At 66.0% G+C, this 18,536-nt stretch carries 18 protein-coding genes; 11 read left to right on the top strand and 7 right to left on the bottom strand.

Features of this window, described 5'->3' with window-relative positions; all coding sequences use genetic code 11:
- Positions 1-147 precede the first annotated feature (147 nt).
- The 5 genes from ACYP5B_RS33015 (at position 148) to ACYP5B_RS32995 (ending at position 5,204) form a co-directional block, all read left to right on the top strand.
- A complete protein-coding gene (locus ACYP5B_RS33015) occupies positions 148-1,473 on the top strand; it encodes an MFS transporter (protein WP_459572429.1) in 1,326 nt (441 codons plus the stop codon).
- A 236-nt stretch (positions 1,474-1,709) separates the two neighbouring features.
- Complete coding sequence (locus tag ACYP5B_RS33010) at positions 1,710-2,435, top strand: FadR/GntR family transcriptional regulator (RefSeq protein ID WP_459572428.1); 726 nt, start codon at positions 1,710-1,712, stop codon at positions 2,433-2,435.
- Between the two features lie 118 nt (positions 2,436-2,553).
- The gene (locus ACYP5B_RS33005) at positions 2,554-3,750 is read left to right on the top strand and encodes a methyl-accepting chemotaxis protein (RefSeq protein ID WP_459572427.1); all 1,197 of its coding nucleotides are present in this window, start codon (positions 2,554-2,556) and stop codon (positions 3,748-3,750) included.
- A 377-nt stretch (positions 3,751-4,127) separates the two neighbouring features.
- A complete protein-coding gene (locus tag ACYP5B_RS33000; RefSeq protein ID WP_400102362.1) occupies positions 4,128-4,526 on the top strand; it encodes an RcnB family protein in 399 nt (132 codons plus the stop codon).
- A gap of 357 nt (positions 4,527-4,883) precedes the next feature.
- Positions 4,884-5,204: a high-potential iron-sulfur protein gene (locus tag ACYP5B_RS32995; protein WP_318237071.1), complete on the top strand. Its 321-nt coding sequence runs from the start codon at positions 4,884-4,886 to the stop codon at positions 5,202-5,204.
- A gap of 91 nt (positions 5,205-5,295) precedes the next feature.
- Here the strand turns inward: ACYP5B_RS32995 and ACYP5B_RS32990 are convergent, their stop codons facing one another.
- Positions 5,296-6,753 (bottom strand): M81 family metallopeptidase, encoded by a 1,458-nt coding sequence (locus ACYP5B_RS32990; RefSeq protein WP_459572426.1) that lies wholly within the window; start codon positions 6,751-6,753, stop codon positions 5,296-5,298.
- Between the two features lie 11 nt (positions 6,754-6,764).
- On the bottom strand, positions 6,765-7,745 hold the full coding sequence (locus tag ACYP5B_RS32985; RefSeq protein WP_400102360.1) for a tripartite tricarboxylate transporter substrate binding protein: 981 nt from the start codon (positions 7,743-7,745) through the stop codon (positions 6,765-6,767).
- A 476-nt stretch (positions 7,746-8,221) separates the two neighbouring features.
- Here ACYP5B_RS32985 and ACYP5B_RS32980 point away from each other — a divergent pair, with 476 nt between their 5' ends.
- From ACYP5B_RS32980 to ACYP5B_RS32970, 3 genes are all read left to right on the top strand, one after another.
- Positions 8,222-9,139, top strand: coding sequence for a LysR family transcriptional regulator (locus tag ACYP5B_RS32980; protein ID WP_459572425.1), 918 nt, complete (start codon positions 8,222-8,224; stop codon positions 9,137-9,139).
- Between the two features lie 136 nt (positions 9,140-9,275).
- Positions 9,276-9,743, top strand: a complete 468-nt coding sequence (locus ACYP5B_RS32975; RefSeq protein ID WP_459572424.1) for an excisionase family DNA-binding protein — start codon at positions 9,276-9,278, stop codon at positions 9,741-9,743.
- Entirely contained in the window at positions 9,740-10,315 is a 576-nt protein-coding gene (locus tag ACYP5B_RS32970) for a PIN domain-containing protein (RefSeq protein ID WP_459572423.1), read from the top strand. Before ACYP5B_RS32975 ends, ACYP5B_RS32970 begins: the two co-directional genes overlap by 4 nt.
- A gap of 52 nt (positions 10,316-10,367) precedes the next feature.
- Here the strand turns inward: ACYP5B_RS32970 and ACYP5B_RS32965 are convergent, their stop codons facing one another.
- The 3 genes from ACYP5B_RS32965 to ACYP5B_RS32955 form a co-directional block, all read right to left on the bottom strand.
- Complete coding sequence (locus ACYP5B_RS32965) at positions 10,368-11,615, bottom strand: BON domain-containing protein (protein ID WP_459572422.1); 1,248 nt, start codon at positions 11,613-11,615, stop codon at positions 10,368-10,370.
- Between the two features lie 429 nt (positions 11,616-12,044).
- Positions 12,045-12,515, bottom strand: a complete 471-nt coding sequence (locus ACYP5B_RS32960) for a MarR family transcriptional regulator (RefSeq protein WP_400102313.1) — start codon at positions 12,513-12,515, stop codon at positions 12,045-12,047.
- Between the two features lie 278 nt (positions 12,516-12,793).
- Positions 12,794-13,555 (bottom strand): metallophosphoesterase, encoded by a 762-nt coding sequence (locus tag ACYP5B_RS32955; RefSeq protein WP_459572421.1) that lies wholly within the window; start codon positions 13,553-13,555, stop codon positions 12,794-12,796.
- Positions 13,556-13,664: 109 nt separating this feature from the next.
- On the opposite strand from ACYP5B_RS32955, the gene ACYP5B_RS32950 reads away from it, so the two are divergent.
- The 3 genes from ACYP5B_RS32950 (at position 13,665) to ACYP5B_RS32940 (ending at position 16,509) form a co-directional block, all read left to right on the top strand.
- Entirely contained in the window at positions 13,665-14,450 is a 786-nt protein-coding gene (locus ACYP5B_RS32950; protein WP_459572420.1) for a helix-turn-helix domain-containing protein, read from the top strand.
- Between the two features lie 76 nt (positions 14,451-14,526).
- A complete protein-coding gene (locus ACYP5B_RS32945) occupies positions 14,527-14,880 on the top strand; it encodes a VOC family protein (protein WP_400102316.1) in 354 nt (117 codons plus the stop codon).
- Positions 14,881-15,144: 264 nt separating this feature from the next.
- Entirely contained in the window at positions 15,145-16,509 is a 1,365-nt protein-coding gene (locus ACYP5B_RS32940; protein ID WP_400102317.1) for an MFS transporter, read from the top strand.
- Positions 16,510-16,544: 35 nt separating this feature from the next.
- On the opposite strand, the gene ACYP5B_RS32935 is transcribed toward ACYP5B_RS32940, so the two are convergent.
- Positions 16,545-17,522: an aldo/keto reductase gene (locus tag ACYP5B_RS32935; protein WP_459572419.1), complete on the bottom strand. Its 978-nt coding sequence runs from the start codon at positions 17,520-17,522 to the stop codon at positions 16,545-16,547.
- 104 nt (positions 17,523-17,626) lie between these two features.
- Positions 17,627-18,055 carry an SDR family oxidoreductase gene (locus ACYP5B_RS32930; protein WP_459572418.1) on the bottom strand — a complete coding sequence of 143 codons (429 nt, stop codon included), beginning with the start codon at positions 18,053-18,055 and terminating at the stop codon, positions 17,627-17,629.
- Positions 18,056-18,536 lie beyond the last annotated feature (481 nt).

Below are 18,536 nucleotides of genomic sequence, written 5' to 3'. Positions count from 1 at the left end.
CCGTGGTTTGCGTCAAGGCGCTTGCAGCACAGGGTTTACGCCGCTTTCCCACGCTAGCGCCGGGACGTATCCTTCGCCATCCCTAAGAAAACAGACTGGTAATACCAGTTGAAGCAACAAGCCGAGCCACCCGAGGAGGAACCCGCTGTGTCCCTGACCACCGCCCCATCGCTAGCCCCCGAGCCCGCCGCCGCCCACGCGACGGCGCGGGAAAACGCCGTCTACCGCAAGGTAGCGTGGCGCCTGCTGCCGTTCCTGATGCTCTGCTATGTCGTGGCCTACCTGGACCGCGTCAATGTGGGGTTTGCCAAGCTGCATATGCTGGGCGACCTGCGGTTCAGCGAGTCCGCCTACGGGCTGGGCGCCGGCTTGTTCTTCATCGGGTACTTCTTCTTTGAAGTGCCGAGCAACGTGCTGATGCACCGCATCGGCGCCAAGGCGACCATCTCGCGCATCATGATCATGTGGAGCGTGATCTCGGCTGCGATGGTGTTCGTGCAGACCACCACGCAGTTCTACGTGCTGCGCTTCCTGCTCGGTGCGGCCGAGGCGGGCTTCTATCCCGGCATGATCCTGTACCTGACCTACTGGTTCCCGTCGCACCGCCGCGCGCGCATGGTGGCGCTGTTCATGTGTGCCATTCCGGTGTCGGGCATCTTCGGCGGCCCGCTCTCCGGCTTCATCATGGAATCGATGCAGGGCGTGGCGGGGCTGCGGGGCTGGCAATGGATGTTCCTGATCGAGGCGCTGCCATCGCTGCTGGTCGGCTTTGCCGTGCTGGCCTACCTGGACAACAACATCCGCTCGGCGCGCTGGCTGACGCAGGGCGAGAAAGACCTGCTGGAGCGCAACATCGCCAACGAGAACGCGACCAAGGGCGGGCACATGACCATGCGGCAGCTGTTCTCGGACCGCCGCATCATCAAGATGGCCTGCATCTGCTTTTGCACGGTGATGGGCCAGTACGGGCTGACGTTCTGGCTGCCGTCCCTGATCCGGCAATCCGGCGTGGCCGGCGCGCTGAATATCGGCCTGCTGACGGCCATCCCGTTCTCCGTCGCGGTGTGTTCGATGATCCTGGTCAGCCGCAGCTCCGACCGCATGCGTGAACGCCGCTGGCACCTGATCGTGCCGTTTTGCTGCGGCGCCGCCGGCCTGGCGCTGAGCGCGATCTTCAGCGACAACGTGGTGCTCTCGCTCGCGGCACTGGCGCTGGCCGCGGGCGGCAGCCTGGCTACGTCGCCGTTGTTCTGGAGCCTGCCGACCGCATTGCTGTCCGGCGCGGGCGCCGCTGCCGGCATCGCCATGATCAACTCGTTCGCCAACCTGGCCGGCTTTGTCAGCCCCTACATGATCGGCCTGATCAAGGACGCTACGCAAAGCACCAACCTGGCGATGTTCGTGCTGGCAGGCGTGCTGCTTTGCGGCGCCGCGCTGACCTATACGGTGCCCGCGCGGCTGGTGAACAAGTAAGGCGCCGCATGGCCCGTCCCCGGACTGCTGGCAACACCGGATTTGCGAGCTTTGTTTCCCCTCTCCCACAAGTGGGACACAAGTGGGAGAGGGGCGCGAACCGGTCTTTTGGCAGGGATATCCGTAAGCTGGATGCAACCGGGGTGCCTCAGGCCGTCGAGTACAATCTGCCGTCGATCCGGCGCCAGCGCCGGCCGCCCACTTTCACTGTCCCGCGCAGGACTTCATCGCACCCAATGGTCACAGCTACCGCCATCTCCGCCAATGCCGCGAACCTGATCCGCGAGTGGATCGAGGGTGGCAAGTATCCGGCCGGATCGCTGTTGCCCTCGCAGCGCGACCTGTCGGAGCAACTCGGCATCAGCCGCACCTCGCTGCGCGAGGCGTTGTCCACGCTGCAGGGGCTCGGGCTGGTGGTCTCGCGCCCCGGCAAGGGCGTGTATGTCGCCGACGCCGGCGACGGCACGCCGCCGCCATGGCGTTTCTCCAAATCGCATTCGCTGACCGATATCTACCAGCTGCGCTTCGCGCTGGAAGGCTTCACCGTGGGACTGGCTGCGGCGGCGCTGTTGCCGGAAGACATCGATGCCTTGCGCGAGAACACCGAGGCCATGCGGGGCTGCATCGACGCGTCCGACTTCACGCAGGCCGCGCGGCTGGATTTCGATTTTCATATGCGCATCATCGCGATCGCCGGCAACCGCGCCATCGCCGATATCCTGCGCAACAGCACCGACGTTATGCAGGAAAGCCAGCGCCTGCCGTTCTACCAGCGCGGCAGCCGCCATGCCACCTACACCGAGCATTGCGCCATCATCGAGGCGCTGGCCGCTGGCGACGCCAGCCTGGCCCAGCGCGCCATGTCGGATCACATCGTACGGGCGGCCCAGCGCGCCGGCGTGCATTTCCCCGCCGGCAGCCGCGCGGGCGACGGGGCGCCGCCGGGCCATCTCCCCGGCTGAGGGGGCCCGCCGACGGCGCAGATAAAGACATCTGGGATTTCTCCTAAAGTTTCTGCGCGGATCGCCGTTATCCAGACGACGAAGCCGGCGTAGTCCACATAAAAGGGGAGATGCAGCAATGATGTCATTTGCCAACCTGACCATCCGTACACGCCTTGGCGTGGGTTTCGCGGTGGTTTTGCTCTTGATGGCCGCGGCGATCGCGGTCGGGCTGGACCGCCTGCCCGGGGCTGGCGGCGGCCACGCGCAACAGGCCATCGACGGCGCGCGCACCCTGATGTTTACCCTATGGTTTGTCGCGCTTCTGGTTGGCGCCGCATTTACCTACGGCATCGCGCGCAGCATCGCGGAGCCGCTTGCCGAGGCCGTCTATATCGCCGAGACCGTGGCCTCCGGCGATCTCAGCAAGGAGTTTGAAACCGAGCGCAAGGGCGAGTTCGGCCGCTTGCTGGCCGGCATGGGCGAGATGGAGGACATGCTCACGGATCTGGTGACCCGCATCAAGGAATCGACCGATTCCATCACGGACGCCTCGACGCAGATCGCGGCAGGCAATACCGATCTCTCGCAGCGCACGGAGGAGCAGGCCGCCGCGCTGCAGGAAACCGCATCGAGCATGGGCGAGCTGACCGCCATGGTCAGGCAGAACACCGAGCGCGCGCACGCGGCCAATGAACTGGCGGCCAATGCCTCGAATATTGCGCAGCGCGGCGGCACTGTGGTGGGCGAGGTGGTGGAGACCATGCAGGCGATCAGCGCGAGTTCCAAGAAGGTCGTCGACATCATCGACGTGATCGAGGGCATCGCATTCCAGACCAATATCCTGGCGCTCAACGCCGCCGTGGAAGCAGCGCGCGCGGGCGAGCAAGGGCGCGGCTTTGCCGTGGTGGCGGGCGAGGTGCGCACGCTGGCGCAGCGCAGCGCCGCGGCGGCCAAGGAAATCCGCGGCCTGATCGGCGACTCCGTGGAGCAGGTGCGCAACGGCTCCGCGCGGGTGGAGCATGCCGGCCAGACCATGCGCGAGATCGTGACGGCGTCCCGCCAGGTGACCACCATCCTGGGCGAGATTTCGGTGGCGTCGGCGCAGCAGAGCGGCGGCATCGAGCAGGTCAATCAAGCGGTGATGCAAATGGACGCGGTCACGCAGCAGAACGCCGCGCTGGTGGAACAAGCCGCCGCCGCCGCGTCGGCCCTGGCGGAACAGGCGCACCAGTTGCAGAACGCGGTGGGCGAGTTCAAGCTGGACGCCACCCCTGACGACAAAGCCCCTGGGCAACACCGTTTTGCCGGCACGCTGCAGGGTGCGCACGCCTGATCGCTGGCGACATGGGTTGTGATGCCGGCGCGGCTTGTGCGCCGCGTCTTGGCCGTATCGGGTTGAAGTTTTTACACCGGTGGCAGGCATTTACCGCCACCGTGTTCCTGCCAATCTGCCACGGCGTCTCCATTTTCCTCCGCGCAAGCGTGATGAGCGCCTCATCCGGCGCTTCTCGCCGCCATCCTGCGCCACAGCCACTATCCTTAAGCCGGGCATCGAAGTTGCGAGCCAGCAAATGGCGACAAGCCATTTGCGTGGCTTGCTTGTGCTTTTCGCCCTGTTGATGATGTCCTGCAAGGGCCACCGCGGCTAGCGCGGCTAGCGCGGCCAGCGCGGCCAGCGCGGGCATGGCGGCTAATAAAAAGGAGTGCCTGATGACGAAAACCGTGAGAAGCAAACTGCTGTTGGGCGCGATGCTCGCCGGCGGGTTCCTGGTCTCGGCCCCGAGTTTTGCGCAGCCGGACCGCGGCCCTGATCGTGACTCCGACCGCGGCGCCGACCGTGGTTACCAATATCAGGGCCAGTCGCAGCCGCCCCGGGATGCCCGTCGGGGCCCGGGTGACGACCGCGACAACGGGCGTGCCGGGCCCGGCCAGTGGCATAAGGGCGACAGGCTCCCCGCGGAGTACCGTGATCGTCAATATGTCGTGGATGACTGGCATTCGTACGATCTGCCGAAGCCATCGAAAGGCCACCACTGGGTAGGCGTAGGCGGGGACTTCTACCTGGTTGCGCCAAACGGCGCGATCGTCGATATGGGCGGACGGCGTTAGGACGTTCTTCCCAGCCCGATCCAGTCCCGAGCGATCAGGCAGCCGGATTCCAGGCGCGCGCAGGGCATGGATCATTCATATCCATGACTACGCGCAACCTCAACGTAATCGACGTCGCCTAAACTCAATCGGGATACAAGCCTGGAGCCAGCCACGATGGCGGCTCCGGGTGCCGGCTGCCCGCACTTTGAACCGACGTGTCTGACACTTTGCTTCTTGCCGTGGCGTGGCCTGCGTCCGGGCGGGTATCCGGCGCGCACCGTCATGGGTGCGCCGATGGTTGAGGGATGGTGGCTTGCGCTGTTACACGAGGCGCGGCCCTGTCCAGTTTGTCCCCCACAGAAAAGAGGAATAAAGATGTCAACTCGTCGTCATTTCTTGAAAGGCATTCCGATCATCGCGGCGGCCGGCGCGCTGGGTGTTTCCCTGTCGGCCAGGGCGCAGGGCAGCGGCCCGATGGTGGATGAAAAAGATCCGCAGGCGGTCGGTCTGGGCTACAAGGCCGATACATCGAAGGTGGACAAGGCCAAGTACCCGAAGCACGATGCCAGCCAGCATTGCGGCAACTGCCAGCTCTTCCAGGGCAAGGCGACCGACGCAAGCGGCGGCTGCCCCCTGTTTGCCGGCAAGCAGGTCGCGACCAAGGGCTGGTGCAGTGCGTGGGTGAAGAAGGCTTGAAGAGGCTTGAAGAAGGATTGAAGAAGGCATGATGCCGTGAAGGCGGCGGGAGCGCGTCTGGGCGCGCCCGCCGCCTTCTTTTGTTCAGGCATCAATCATCAATTGGCCACTTGGGCCGGCGAATGTGCCGGTAGGGCAGGGAGCGCAGATCGAGCGAGACCGAGCCCGGCGCATCCGCGTAGATGACATGGCGCGCGATCCGCGAGAACGCGGTGTGGAAGTGCTGCGCCGATTTGACGACGATCAGCGTCTTCTGCGCCAGCCGGCAGCCGAGCTGCGTAAAGACATCGGTGTCCAGCGCCTGCGCGCGCAGCGTGATCAGCACGATCTCGATGCCATCCGCTTCCACCAGTGCCGCGTTGCCTACCGCCGCCGGCGCGCCCGACAGCCCCGTCATGATCATGTCCGGGACCAGCGCCTTCACGGCGCAGTCCAGGTCGATGGGCTCGCCCGACATCGGGCTGACCTTGCCGCCGATGCGCAGCGCCAGCCGCGCGCACACGCCGGCGCTAAAGGCAATGCGCACCGCGATGGGGTCCCACACGGGGCCCACCGCCACGTTGCCGATGCCCCGCTCGCGCAGGCGATGCAAAAGGAACGTGGCATCGCCGGCCGCGCCGCCGCCAGGGTTGTCGGCCGCATCCGCGATGACCACGGGCGCGCCGCCCGGCTCCATGGCCAATGCCAGCGCCAGGTCGATGGCCGCATCCGGGGCAGGGTAAGCCGGCGTCAGGGCCTCGCGCATGCCGATCAGCTCGTCGGCCAGGCGCCGCGCGAGCCGTTGCGCGGCCGCGGCGTCAGCATCCGCGTACACCAGCAGCTTGGTGCCCATGTCGGGCACGTCGCCCCACGGGAAGCCGTGCATCACGGAGACCGAGAGGATGCCGTCGCGGCCCTCCAGTGCGATCAGCCGGTCGACATAGCTGCGTGCCGGCTCCTGGTTGGTCCGGATGGTGACGACCATCTCGCAGTCGACCACTGCCGCCACGGGCGCGATGCGTCCCTCCACCTGCGCCGCGCACAGGTCCACCAGCTCCAGCGCCCGCTCGCGGATATCGGTGTGCGGATATTCCTTGTAGGCCACCAGGATGTCGGCATGCGCCACCATGGCATCCGACAGGTGGCTGTGCGGATCCAGCTCGGCGCCGACCACCACGGCGGGGCCAACCAGTGCGCGCACGCGGGTGAGCAGGTCGCCCTCGCAGTCCGCATAGCCGTCCGCCACCATGGCGCCGTGCAGGCCCAGCACCACCATGTCGACAGGCAGCGAGCGCTGCAGGTCGCCGAGCAGCTCGTCGCGTAGCGTTTCGTAGGCATGGCGCGTGGTCACGCCGCTGGGCTGCGCGCCCGCGGCCATGCCCTCGATCACCACCCAGCCGCGCTCGCGGCCGCGTTCGCGGGCGGCCCATAGCGGGCCGCTGAACACGGTCATTTCTGGCGGGTGCGTGCCCGCGGGAAAGTAGCCGCGGTCGACGAACGCATCGAGCGCGGTCGGCAGCGGGGCGAAGGTGTTGGTTTCGGTGGCTAGCGAGCCGGCAAAAACGCGCATGGTCTTCCGGCCTAGTCCGCGGTGGCGCCGGAGGCCTTGACCACCGCGCCCCATTTGGTGATTTCCGAGCCGACAAACTGGCGCAGCGCTTCGGGCGTGCCACCGCCTGGTGTCGCCACCATCGCGGCGAGCTTCTCGCGGGTTTCCTTCTCGCCCATGATCGCGTTGACTTCCTTGTTCAGCGTATCGACGATGCTGCCCGGCGTGCCCGCGGGCAGGAAGAGCGCGTACCAGGACACCACTTCATAGCCCTTCAGCCCGCCGGCATCCACGGTGGGGATCTCCGGCGCGAAGGGCTGCGCGCTGGCGCTGGTCACCGCCAGCGCGCGCAGCTTCCCGCTCTTGATCAGCGGCATGACCGACGGCGCCGTATCGAACATCACCTGCACCTGGCCCGCCATCAGGTCGGTCAGTGCCGGGGCGCTGCCCTTGTACTGCACGTGCTCCATCCGGATGCCCGCCATCATCTTGAACAGCTCGGCCGACAGCCGCGTCGACGAGCCCGCGCCGGACGACGCGAAGAAGAGGCCCTTCGGATGCGCCTTGGCATAGCTGATGAACTCCGCCACCGTCGTTGCCGGCACCGAGGGGTTCACCGCCATGATGTTCGGGAAGCGCGTGAGCAACACCACCGGCGCGAAGTCCTTCTGGAAGTCGAAGGGTAGCTTCTTGTACAGCGAGACATTGATGGTGCTGGCATTGGAGCCCAGCAGGATGGTGTAGCCATCGTTGGGCGAACGCGCCACGCCGGCCGCCGCGATATTGCTGGCCGCGCCAGGGCGGTTTTCAACCACGAAGCTCTGCCCGAGCCGTTCCGACAGCCGGTTGGCCACCAGCCGCGCCACGGCATCGGAGGAGCCGCCGGGCGCGTAACCGACCACGATCTTCACGGGCTTGACCGGGTACGCGGGGTCTTGCGGTGCCGCGCCCGCGGTCTGGTGACAGAGCACGCCCAGGGTTGCGGCTGCCAGGATTGAAGAGAAGGGTTTCATGCTTGGTTTGCTCGAAGGGGGCGGGAGAATTTGCCGCCCGCACATTATTCGCAATTCCAGTCCTCCAGATCAATGTAAGCTTGCCGGGAAATTGTTGCCTATTTGGCAACGATTTTTGTTGAATGGACCAAAGCCGTTTGACATGACGATGGCTGAACAAAACAGAGGCATTGGACGAAGCCGACCGATGGGCCAAAGCCGCGTGCCGTGACGACGGCTGTCGCAGACCGGTGACATTGAACGGAGCCGACGGATGGGCCAACACCGCACGCCACGACGACGGCTGTCGCTCCCTCTCCCCTCACGGGGAGAGGGCTGGGGAGAGGGGCGGTTTGGCTAGGAGCCACTAGAAGCGAAGCCCTCGGTTTTATGCAGCACGCAGGCGTATCGAGCGCCCGCCCTCTCCCCCGGCCCCCCATCCGCTGCGTGGGCGAGGGGAGCAAACCAGAAAGGCCAGAACAACAGGAACGGAAAAAATGGAAGGCGGACTCAGCGCGCGGCGCTTGCAGTATTTTTTCGAGGCGGTCAACACGGGGTCGGTGCGCGGCGCAGCCGAGCGGCTTGGCGTGGAGCCGTCGATCGTCAGCCGGCAGATCCAGTTGCTGGAGACCGAACTAGGCGTGGCGCTGCTCGAGCGCAAAGGCCGGGGCATCGTGCCGACCGAGGTGGCCGCCATCGTGATGGAGCATTGCCGCGACCGCCAGGCCAGCGAGCAAGCGCTGATGGCCCGGCTCGATGAGGTGAACGGCCTGCAGCGCGGCGACCTCCAGCTGGTGGCCAGCGAAGGCTTTGTCGATATCCTGATGAGCGGCGTGGTAGACGAGTTCTGCCGCCAGTATCCAGGCATCCGCGTCTCGCTGAAGGTGGCCGGTGCCTCCGACGCCGTGCGTGCGGTGGCGCATGACAACGCGCATATCGGCGTCGTGTTCGGCGCGCCCGCGGACCCCGCCATTCGCGTGGTCGCCGCGCGCACGCATCCGCTGTGTGTCATTGCCTGGCCGGACCATCCGCTCGCGCGCCAGCGCAAGCGGCCAGCATTGAAGGACGTGGCACGATATCCGGTGGCAATGATGGCGCCGGGATTCGGCTTGCGCCAGCTGATCCAGATGGCGGAGCTCTCCGAGAATATCGTCCTCACGCCCAGCTTCGTCGCCAACGCCATCCTCACGCTCAAGCGCTATGTCGAGTGTCGCCTTGGCCTGACCTTCACCTCCTCGAACTCCGTGGTGAAGGAGGTCGCCAGGGGCGAGCTTGTGGCGCTGCGCACCACCAATCCCATCTTCGAGGCCGCGCAGTCGCGCCTGATCGTCAGGGCCAACCGGCCGCTGACGAGCGCGGCGCGCTGCATGCTTGAGCGCATCGAAGCGTCGCCGTTGTTCGATGGTGGGAAGTGAGGGAGGGCGATAATGCGGTGGCGGTGGTGTTGATGAAGCAGGTGGCGGCCTTTTTACACTTTAGTTTCGTTTATTGCGTTTGTGGATTCGTTCGAATAGACTGCCGACTTGTAGGTGTTCGTATTTGGAGTGAGTCATGAGTCATGCCGCAATAGCCGAAATGTCCCTGCCGCTGGAGCGCGAGGTGCAGGTGGCAGTCGAGGGCCAGCGGGCTCTCGCCGCCTATCTTGCTACGCAACTCGAGACTCAGCACATTCAGATTTTCGACGAGAAGAATCAGGCTCATCGGGTGGAATTGCCAACTTCGGCACTCCGTTTGCTGGTGGACATCCTGGCGGAACTGGCCGAGGGCAACGCCGTCAAGGTTGTTCCGGTGCACGCCGAGTTGACCACGCAAGAGGCCGCGGACTTGCTGAATGTCTCACGTCCTCATCTTGTGAAGTTGCTTGAGACCGATGCCCTGCCGTACCACAAGACAGGCAAACATCGGCGCGTGCGTTTTGCCGATCTGATGCGTTTCAAGGCCGAACGCGATCGCGCGAGCGAACAGGCCATGGAAGCGCTGGCTCGCCAGGCTCAGGAGTTGAATCTGGGCTACGAATGAGGCATTCCCCGTTTACTGCCCTCTATGATGCGTGCGTACTTTATCCGGCTCCGTTGCGAGATTTTCTGATGTGGTTGGGGCTGTCCGGCCGATTCAGGGCGCGATGGAGTGCACAGATACATGACGAGTGGAAACGCAACCTACTGAAAAATCGCCTTGACCTGACCGCCGAGCAAGTCAATCGCACGGCCGACCTGATGGATCTAGCGATCCCCGATGGGCTTGTTAGCGGGTATGAGGATCTTGTCGCTGGATTGACGCTGCCCGATGCGAACGACAGACATGTTCTCGCTGCCGCCATTCGCTGCAATGCGAGCGTAATCGTGACTTTCAACGAGAAGGATTTTCCGGCGGAGGTGCTCGGCGGCTTCGGGATCGAGGCTCGGCATCCTGATGAATTTGCCGGAAACCTCTTTGATCTTGACCCTGCCGCTGTTGTCTCGGCAGCGCAACTGCAGCGGCGGCAACTGAAGAATCCGCCGATGGATACCGATAGTTATCTTCATACCCTGCGCAGACAGGGCCTGGTGCAATCCAGCGAAGCGCTCTGTGCGTACCGTGCCTTGCTCTGAGCATTCCCGGCTGTGGCAAAGAGCCCGCCCGGCGCGGGATCTTTGCCGTCACTCACTCCGGCGTCCAGGTCTTCAGGTCAGTCATCTTTGCCGGCGTCGCCGTCTGGGCTGCGACGCCGCTGGTCGCGCTAGTGCAAGTGGAAGGCGTGGCGGCCGATGCCGTAACGCTTGCAACGCTCGCTGTGCCGCTCGCAGCCGCACTGCCTTGGCGGCTTACGCCAGACCCGCCAACCCCGCCAAGCCCACGGTCGCGCTGCACGCGGATATTGTTCTGGACCTCGGTCACGCCGAATACAGTGTCGGCCAGATCCTCGATATCGTATTTTTCGCTGCGCGTGCGTACCGTCCCGGTCAGCGTGACCAAGCCGGATGCCACTTCCACGCTAACGTCGCGCACGTCCACGCCGCCCGCGTAGGCAAGGTGCTCGCATACCGTTTCGCGGATGCGCTCGTCGCTGCGTTGATAGCCCTTGGGGCCGACGCGGCGGCCTTGGGGCTGGCCGAAGACTTCGCCTACGGCTTCGCCGATGCGGCGTCCGAGGTGGTAGAGCGCGCCGTGCTCCTCAGGCTCTTGTGACGCCTCGCGATACGCTCGGCGAGGCTCGCTGCGTTCCCTATCCCATTGTTGTGTGCGCTGGTTTTCGCGCTGGTCCGCCCAGGGGGCGCTGCGTTCGCCTCCCCGGAAATCCTGCCGTTCATTGCTGCGGTAGCCGCCCGCGTACTCGCCGCGATATTCGCTGGGATACCCGCCGCGCGGGTTGCCTCGCTCGTCGCCTCGATAGGTGCCTTGTCCATGCCCATAGGCGGTATCTCCCCGTACATCGCTGAAGTAGCCGCGTCCGTAAGCTGGCTGCGTATCTTCACGGGAGCGATCCATATCGCGTAGCCAGTCCTGGTCGCGGTTGCGGTACCGGGAGCGCTCGCCTGGCCAGGTGTCGGCATCCTCGGGCTCGTACTGGCCGTTCAGGCCATAGCGCAGATCGCTGCCCTTGCGGTAGTCGCCCTGGGAGCGGCCGGGATGGCCGGGATGGTCGGGACGGTCGGGATGATTCGGATGATCAGGGTAGCGGCCTTTCCCATACTCCCGGTCATAGCCCGCATCGTCGCGCGCCGGGCCGCCATCGCTCAACTGCCCTGGCGAGAGTTGCTGGCGCCGGCGTTCGCCTTGCCAGCTGCCATCGTCGGATTCGGGCTGCCATTCGTCGCTGCCCCAGCGCTCTTGGTGCCGTCCGCCGCCGCTGCCTTCATAGCCGCGCCACACCTGGCCGCGGCGATAGCGCTCGTTGTATCGATCGTCCATGATGATCTCCTGTGTTGCGTTCGCCATGTGCGCGCGCACATTCCACGCGTCGGCACGGCAAGTATTGGAGACGCGCAAGAACCGTACCGTCGCGGCGGGCGGCGTTTTCCGGTGAGCACAGGGGGAAGCCGGGCCCGCGAAGCGGCGTGTTTTGAACGCCTTAGCTGGCGCGTGTAAATTCTGCGCGATGCGGCGCGGCAGGCGCGGCCCTCGGCAGCTACATCCAGTGGCTGGGATGCGTCAGCTCCGGCACATGGCCCAAGCGCCCGGCTCGTGGCTGGCAAGCTTGGCGCTGGGCGATCCGCTCGAAGGCCAGTTGGCTGCCCGACGGCATGGCCCTGGCTTAACCCGGCATGGATGCCTGGGGCAGGCCAGCCGTAGCGGCCTGCGGCGCCGCGGCGAGCCGTGCCGCGCGGCAAAGCGCGGCATTTAGTGGGTTGGTTCGACCCGGCGTTCCGCCTGGCGTCCAAGCCGCATGCTGTGATCGTGCAAGGTGGCTTTCATGCGCCTCAGCGAGGCGGTGAGCGTGGTGCGCTCCTCGGTGCTGAAGGCGGCGACCGAGACGGAGTGGAGCGCCTTCAACCCTTTCCAGACGCGGTCCACCTTAGGCTCGGCGTCGACGGGAATCAACGGCTGGCCGGCGGGGTCATACGCGATCCAGCCGTCGGCTTGCAAGTCGCCCAGCAGGCTTTCCGAGTGCGTCGCGGATATCAGCATCTGGCCCAGGTAGGGCTCATGGCGAACGAATTCTTCCTGGCGGATAGCGCGCAGCAAGATCCATTTCGGGTAGTCGAGTCCAGCATCGGAAAGCGTCTGGTCCAGCACGCTCTGCCATTCGCGCACGCTGTCCATCAAGGCTAGAAGTACGGATTCCGTCGGTTCGAGAGCCTTAGGCTGCATTGTTTTGTCTCCTGTCTTTCGAGCTTGCCGCCAGACCAGGGGCCGGTGCTTGGCCGGCCCGGGCGGCGCAGTGGATGCGGCGGGCGTTGCCTGCCTTGATTTCCTGCGGAGCAGACATTAGCAGACAACTTCCGCCGTGGCGAAGTGCCCCTGCGGGGCGAAAGGTCTGACAGTGCGTTGGGCGTCTCAAACCAAGGGAAAATCCCAAGTGGGTTGTCCCGTGCGCATCAGGCCGGCGTTCGCGTCGCGAACTTCGGTGCGGCGGTGGGCCGGCGTGATTACAGTTCGATGACAAGGTTGGGGTTGAAGCGCGGGTTTTCGAGCTTGCCTTCCCGTGCGTAGCCGCGCGGGTTGCACACCACGCGGGTGGCGCCCAGTTGATAGTCGAAGCTGTCATGGGTATGCCCATGCACCCAGAGCGCAGGCTGCCATGCCGCGATTTCCTGGCGCAGGTCGGAGACGAAGCTGGCATTGAGGTGTGAGCCGGCGAACTTGGGGCTGATGCTCAGCGGCGACGGCGCGAAGTGCGTGATGACGACGGTCTGGCCGTCGTGGGGTGCCTGGAACCGCTGCGCCAGCCAGGCAACCGAATCCCTGAACAACGCCTGCGACGTGGCGGGCGTGAAGCGCTCCTCGAAATCTGGCGCAACGCGGATGCGGGAGAAGTCGCGCATGAGGGACTGGGCGTCGCGCAGCCCATCCTCGCGCTGCTGCGGCGAGGAGAACAAGCGGTAGTCGGACCACAGCGTGCAGCCAAGGAAGCGCACGCCGCGGTAATGCCATTCCGAGCGCTCCAGCACCTGCACCTGCGTGCCGGCCGCGCCGGCGCGCAGGGCGTCCATGGTGGTGGCCAGGTCGCTGCCGTAGAACTCGTGGTTGCCGGCGACAAACAGGGTGGGCAGCGTGGCGGCCGCGGCCCATGCCATGGCTTCCTGCGGGCGCCAGATGTCGCCGGCCAGTATCATCACGTCGACATCGGGATTCGGAAAGTCCATCGGATAGACCGAAAGATGCAGGTCCGAAACCAAACCTATTTTCATGCGTCTCTCCTGGGGCGGATCGGGCGATGCCAATCCTGGCACGATGCCTGAATCGTCGCACACGTCTTCGGGGACCTACAGCTTAATGCAAGAGCCAGATTCGCGAAATTTGCCGGACGTTCCCGCGCTGGCCGGCACCGTCGGGCGCTACTGCGAAGCCCAGCCCCGGCCTGAGCTCCAGCCGCATTTCCGGTGCGTGTGGACCAGCGCCTTGCCAGCCGGCCACGCAGGCGCGATTGCCGTCGTGCCGGACGGCTGCGTGGATGTGCTCTGGCGTGCCGGCCGGCTGCTGGTGGTCGGGCCGGACATCACCGCGGCCCGGCCGGACCTGGAGCCCGGCGCGGCGGTGCTGGGCGCGCGTTTTCAACCGGGCGCGGCGCTGCCCTGGCTGGGCTTGCCCATGTCGGAGATCGTCGGGAGCGAGGTCGAGCTGGCCGATCTGTGGGGCCAGCGTGGGCGGGAGTTTGCCGGGAGGATGGAGGAGGCCGCGGCAGCAGGGCGGCAGGTGGAGGTATTCCAGAGCCAGTTGGCGAAGATGGCGCTGCAGGTCGAGGCCCCGAGCCGCGAGGCGGCTGCCATCTTCGCGCTGGTGCAGGCCAGCGCCGGCATGGCGGGCGAGGCGATTCCCTTGCTCCTGCGCCGGCTGGGCCTCAGCGAGCGCACGCTGCGGCGCCGCAGCGTCGAGCATTTCGGCTACGGCGCGAAGACGCTGGCGCGGATCCTGCGGTTTCAGCGTGCGTTGTCGCTGGCGCTGGAATCGGCGGATAGCGGGCTGGCCGCGATCGCGGCGGATGCGGGCTACGCCGACCAGGCCCACCTGAGCCGGGAGATCCAGTCGCTGTGCGGCATGACGGCGTCGACCCTGCTGCGCCAGTTGCGCGCGCCAAGGGCTTGATTGGCCGTTTTGTTCAAGCTTTGCCGCGGCATCCGGGTGAAAATGCTGTTCCTCATCCATCACCAGGGAGTCCGCCATGGGCACCAGAGGCCAGGACCGGCAGATCGACAACATCGAGTTCAATGTCAGCGACATCGCGCGCAGCAAGGCGTTCTATGGTGCAGCCTTCGGCTGGACCTTCACCGACTACGGCCCCACTTACTGCGAGTTCAGCGACGGCCGGCTGACCGGTGGCTTCACCACCGGCGAAGCGGTCCGGCCCGGCGGACCGCTCGTGATCCTGTATGCGGATGACCTGGCACGGGCGCAGCAGGGCGTGGAGGCTGCCGGCGGCACCGTGGTCCGGGCGGTCTTCTCGTTCCCGGGCGGGCGGCGTTTTCATTTCCGAGACCCGGACGGCTACGAGCTGGCGGTGTGGTCGGCGGCGTAGTGCAGGCGCGTCTCCAAGCAGCGCTTTACCTGTCATTTGCCTGGCCGCAGGCGACGTCGTCGCCTGCAGATATTCGCGTTTTCCCGTATTGTGTCGGCTTGCCATGCCCTCGCTCGCATCGAGAGGGGGAGCCATGGTGCATGTATCAAACAATCGGGCAGGGTGCCGGCGCATCGCGCGACTGCCCGCGCGCGGCGGTAACTGGCAATGACAGTGTCGAACACAGCAGAATCCAATCTCCCACCCCGCGCCGCGGACGCGCCCATGACGTCGCTGGAGCGCCGCGGCATGGCTGCCATCCTGGTAGCGGTCTCCCTCGCCACGCTCGATACGGCGATCGCCAACACAGCACTTCCCGCCATCGCAGCCTCGCTGCATGCCACCCCGGCGGCATCCGTGTGGGTCATCAACGCCTACCAGCTCGCCATGGTGGCCACGCTGCTGCCGTTCGCGGCGCTGGGCGGCATCGTCGGGCACCGGCGCGTGTATCTCGGCGGGCTGATCCTGTTCATCGTTGCCTCGGTGGTCTGCGCGCTCTCCTGGTCGTTGCCGACGCTGGTCGCCGCGCGGTTGCTGCAGGGCGTGGGCGCCAGCGCCATCATGAGCGTGAACGCGGCGCTGATCAGCGCGATCTTTCCACCGCACCGGCTCGGGCGCGGCGTCGGGCTGAACGCGCTGGTGGTTGGCGTGTCGTTTGCCGTGGGGCCCACGGTGGCGTCGATCATCTTGTCGCTCGGGCCATGGCCGTGGCTGTTTGCCGTGAACCTGCCGATCGGCCTGCTGGCGCTCTACATCGCCTGGCCCGCGCTGCCGCAGACGGTGCGCGGCGCGCATCGCTTCGACCGCGTCGCGGCGGGGCTGAACGTGGTGATGTTCGCCTCCCTGATCTTTGCGCTGGGGGAGGGCGCGCAACGCGCGCCGCTGGGGCAGTCGCTGGCGGCGCTGGGCGTGTTCCTGGTGGCGTTCGTGTTGCTGCTGCGCCGCGAGCGCGGCCATCCCGCGCCGATGCTGCCGATCGATTTGCTCAAGCGGCCCATGTTCGCGCTGTCGACCATGACCGCGATCTGCTCGTTCGCCGCGCAGGGGCTGGCCTTCGTGTCGCTGCCGTTTTATTTCGAGAGCGTGCTGGGACGCAGCCCGATCGAGACGGGCTTCCTGATGACGCCGTGGTCGGCGGTGGTGGCGCTGATGGCGCCGCTGGCCGGGCGGCTGTCCGACCGCTATCCGCCGGGTTTGCTCGGTGGTGTGGGCCTGGCGGTGATGTGCATGGGCATGGCGTCGCTGGCGCTGCTGCCGGCGCATCCCAGCGCGCTGGAGATCGGCATTCGCATGGCCATCTGCGGCGCGGGCTTTGGCTTCTTCCAGTCGCCCAACCTCAAGGCGCTGATGTCGAGCGCCCCGCGCGAGCGCGCCGGCGGCGCCAGCGGCGTGATTGCCACCGCGCGCCTGCTCGGCCAGGCGACCGGCGCGGCGCTGGTTGCGCTCAGCTTCGGCATTGCGGGCCGCCACGGCCCAACGCTGGCGCTGGCGATTGGCGCGGGCTTCGCGGGCGTGGCCAGCATCGCCAGCGGCCTGCGGCTGATCACGCGCGAGCCGGGCGCGGCTGCGTTGCAGCCATCGGGCGAGTGACCGGCCACCGGTAGGTCACCGGGGCCGGCGCTGGCTCAGAAGCCTACCGGCGCGTGCGGCACGTAGGGTGCTTCCAGCGCGGCGATCTCTTCAACCGTGAGTCCAAGCGACAGCGCCGCCACGGCGTCCTCGATATGGTGCGGCTTGGACGCGCCGATGATCGGCGAGGTGATCTCCGGCTTCTGCACCAGCCACGCCAGCGCGACCTGGGCTGCCGGCACGCCGCGCGCATGCGCAATGGCGTGCACCTGTTCCACCACCTTGCGGTCCGATTCCTCGGCATTGCGATAGAGCGTCTTGCCAAACGCATCGCTTTCCTCGCGGGCGCTGCCGGCGTGCCACGGACGGGTCAGGCGGCCGCGCGCCAGCGGGCTCCACGGCATCACCGCGATGCCCTCGGCGGCGCACAGCGGCAGCATCTCGCGCTCTTCTTCGCGGTTCAGCAGGTTCACATGGTCCTGCATGCTGGCGAACTGCGTCCAGCCGTGCAGGCGCGAGGTGTAGATGGCCTTGGAAAACTGCCAGGCATACATCGACGATGCGCCGATATAGCGCGCCTTGCCCGCCTTGACCACGTCGTGCAGCGCTTCGAGGGTTTCCTCGATGGGCGTATGCGGATCCCAGCGGTGGATCTGGTACAGGTCGACATAGTCGGTGCCGAGCCGGCGCAGGCTGTTGTCAATCTCGGCCAGGATGGCGCGGCGCGACAGACCGCCCCCGTTCGGGCCGGGGCGCATGCGGCCATGCACCTTGGTGGCGATCACCACGTCTTCGCGGCTGGCGAAGTCCTTCAGCGCGCGGCCGACGAACTCCTCGGAGGTGCCGTCAGAATAGACGTTGGCGGTATCGAAGAAGTTGATGCCGGCTTCGATCGCCTGCCGGATCAGCGGCCGGCTGGCTTCCTCGTCGAGCGTCCAGGGGTGGTTGCCGCGCCCGGGCGCGCCGTAGGTCATGCAGCCCAGGCACAGGCGGGAGACTTCCAGTCCCGTCGAGCCAAACCTTACATAGTCCATCTTGCCTCTCCATTGATGAGTCGCTGCCATCGATCCTGGCCGCCGGCGGCGGGACCGCGCGGCACTCCGGCATGGTATGCGAATTCTGGCCGGGGCGACGGCGCTCAGGGCAGCAGGTAGCCGCCGTCGACGAACAAGGTGGATCCCGTCATATAGCCGTTGCCGAACAGGAACAGGAACAGCACGGCGTCGGCTACCTCGTCCACGCTGCCGACCCGGCCCAGCGCGGTGCTGAGCACGATGGCGCCATCCGGCGCGATCTTGGGCGCGACTTCGTGCACGGCATGGTACTGGCCCCGGAACTTGCTGCGAAAGGGGCCTTCCACCGCGTCGTGGTCATCGCTGTGGATGGACGCGACCTGGTCGGCGGCGCCGGGCGCGAAGCGGTAGTCCAGGCGGGGAATCCTGGCGAAGAAGGCCGCTACCGATTCGCGCTCCGCCATGTCCACCACATGGCCCGAGGTGGAGCCGCCCGCGGCTTCGATGCGGGCGAAGCGGAGTATCCCGGCGTCGCTGGTTGCGCGGGCACGCATCGTTTTGGATTCTGCAGCGGGCGAGCCAAATAGTGAGAGCGTTTCCCCTCGATCATCACCGACAAGGCAATCCGTCTCGACACTAGCCCGCTGACGGGGGGGTGTCTCTTTAGGGCGGGGTTTTGATGCTTCTAGCTGCTGATGCAGAATAGCGTGAGTTGGGCAGTGTTTTAGCGCTTCTAGCTGCTGTCGCGGCTGTACGGTGTTGGCCGTTTTAGAACGTGTGAGATGTCACTTTTCTTTACTCGTAAAGAAAAGTAACCAAAAGAAAGCGATCCTTGCAGGAGGCTGGCTTGTCGGGGTCGCGCAGCCCAATGGTTTCGTCGTCAGGCCCTGGGTCTTAATGGACTCGTGCCGTTACCGGTTTAAATTGCCACGATCCTGTTATTGACGCTGGTTTCGTGGTGAGGCCCCCGGTAGCGGCATCCCTGCCTATTCGCCCATCTGCCGGTACCGAATCGGAGCATCACGATATATCACG

The organism is Cupriavidus sp. 8B, assembly GCF_054589115.1.
The sequence above is the reverse complement of the archived record's forward strand: the minus strand, read 5'-3'. Positions and strand labels throughout refer to the sequence as shown.

Coding starts and splice junctions, on each gene's coding strand:
- ACYP5B_RS33010 (WP_459572428.1), top strand. CDS start 1,710: ATGGTCACAGCTACCGCCATCTCCGCCAATGCCGCGAACCTGATCCGC.
- ACYP5B_RS33005 (WP_459572427.1), top strand. CDS start 2,554: ATGATGTCATTTGCCAACCTGACCATCCGTACACGCCTTGGCGTGGGT.
- ACYP5B_RS33000 (WP_400102362.1), top strand. CDS start 4,128: ATGACGAAAACCGTGAGAAGCAAACTGCTGTTGGGCGCGATGCTCGCC.
- ACYP5B_RS32995 (WP_318237071.1), top strand. CDS start 4,884: ATGTCAACTCGTCGTCATTTCTTGAAAGGCATTCCGATCATCGCGGCG.
- ACYP5B_RS32990 (WP_459572426.1), bottom strand. CDS start 6,753: ATGCGCGTTTTTGCCGGCTCGCTAGCCACCGAAACCAACACCTTCGCC.
- ACYP5B_RS32985 (WP_400102360.1), bottom strand. CDS start 7,745: ATGAAACCCTTCTCTTCAATCCTGGCAGCCGCAACCCTGGGCGTGCTC.
- ACYP5B_RS32980 (WP_459572425.1), top strand. CDS start 8,222: ATGGAAGGCGGACTCAGCGCGCGGCGCTTGCAGTATTTTTTCGAGGCG.
- ACYP5B_RS32975 (WP_459572424.1), top strand. CDS start 9,276: ATGAGTCATGCCGCAATAGCCGAAATGTCCCTGCCGCTGGAGCGCGAG.
- ACYP5B_RS32970 (WP_459572423.1), top strand. CDS start 9,740: ATGAGGCATTCCCCGTTTACTGCCCTCTATGATGCGTGCGTACTTTAT.
- ACYP5B_RS32965 (WP_459572422.1), bottom strand. CDS start 11,615: ATGGACGATCGATACAACGAGCGCTATCGCCGCGGCCAGGTGTGGCGC.
- ACYP5B_RS32960 (WP_400102313.1), bottom strand. CDS start 12,515: ATGCAGCCTAAGGCTCTCGAACCGACGGAATCCGTACTTCTAGCCTTG.
- ACYP5B_RS32955 (WP_459572421.1), bottom strand. CDS start 13,555: ATGAAAATAGGTTTGGTTTCGGACCTGCATCTTTCGGTCTATCCGATG.
- ACYP5B_RS32945 (WP_400102316.1), top strand. CDS start 14,527: ATGGGCACCAGAGGCCAGGACCGGCAGATCGACAACATCGAGTTCAAT.
- ACYP5B_RS32940 (WP_400102317.1), top strand. CDS start 15,145: ATGACGTCGCTGGAGCGCCGCGGCATGGCTGCCATCCTGGTAGCGGTC.
- ACYP5B_RS32935 (WP_459572419.1), bottom strand. CDS start 17,522: ATGGACTATGTAAGGTTTGGCTCGACGGGACTGGAAGTCTCCCGCCTG.
- ACYP5B_RS32930 (WP_459572418.1), bottom strand. CDS start 18,055: ATGCGTGCCCGCGCAACCAGCGACGCCGGGATACTCCGCTTCGCCCGC.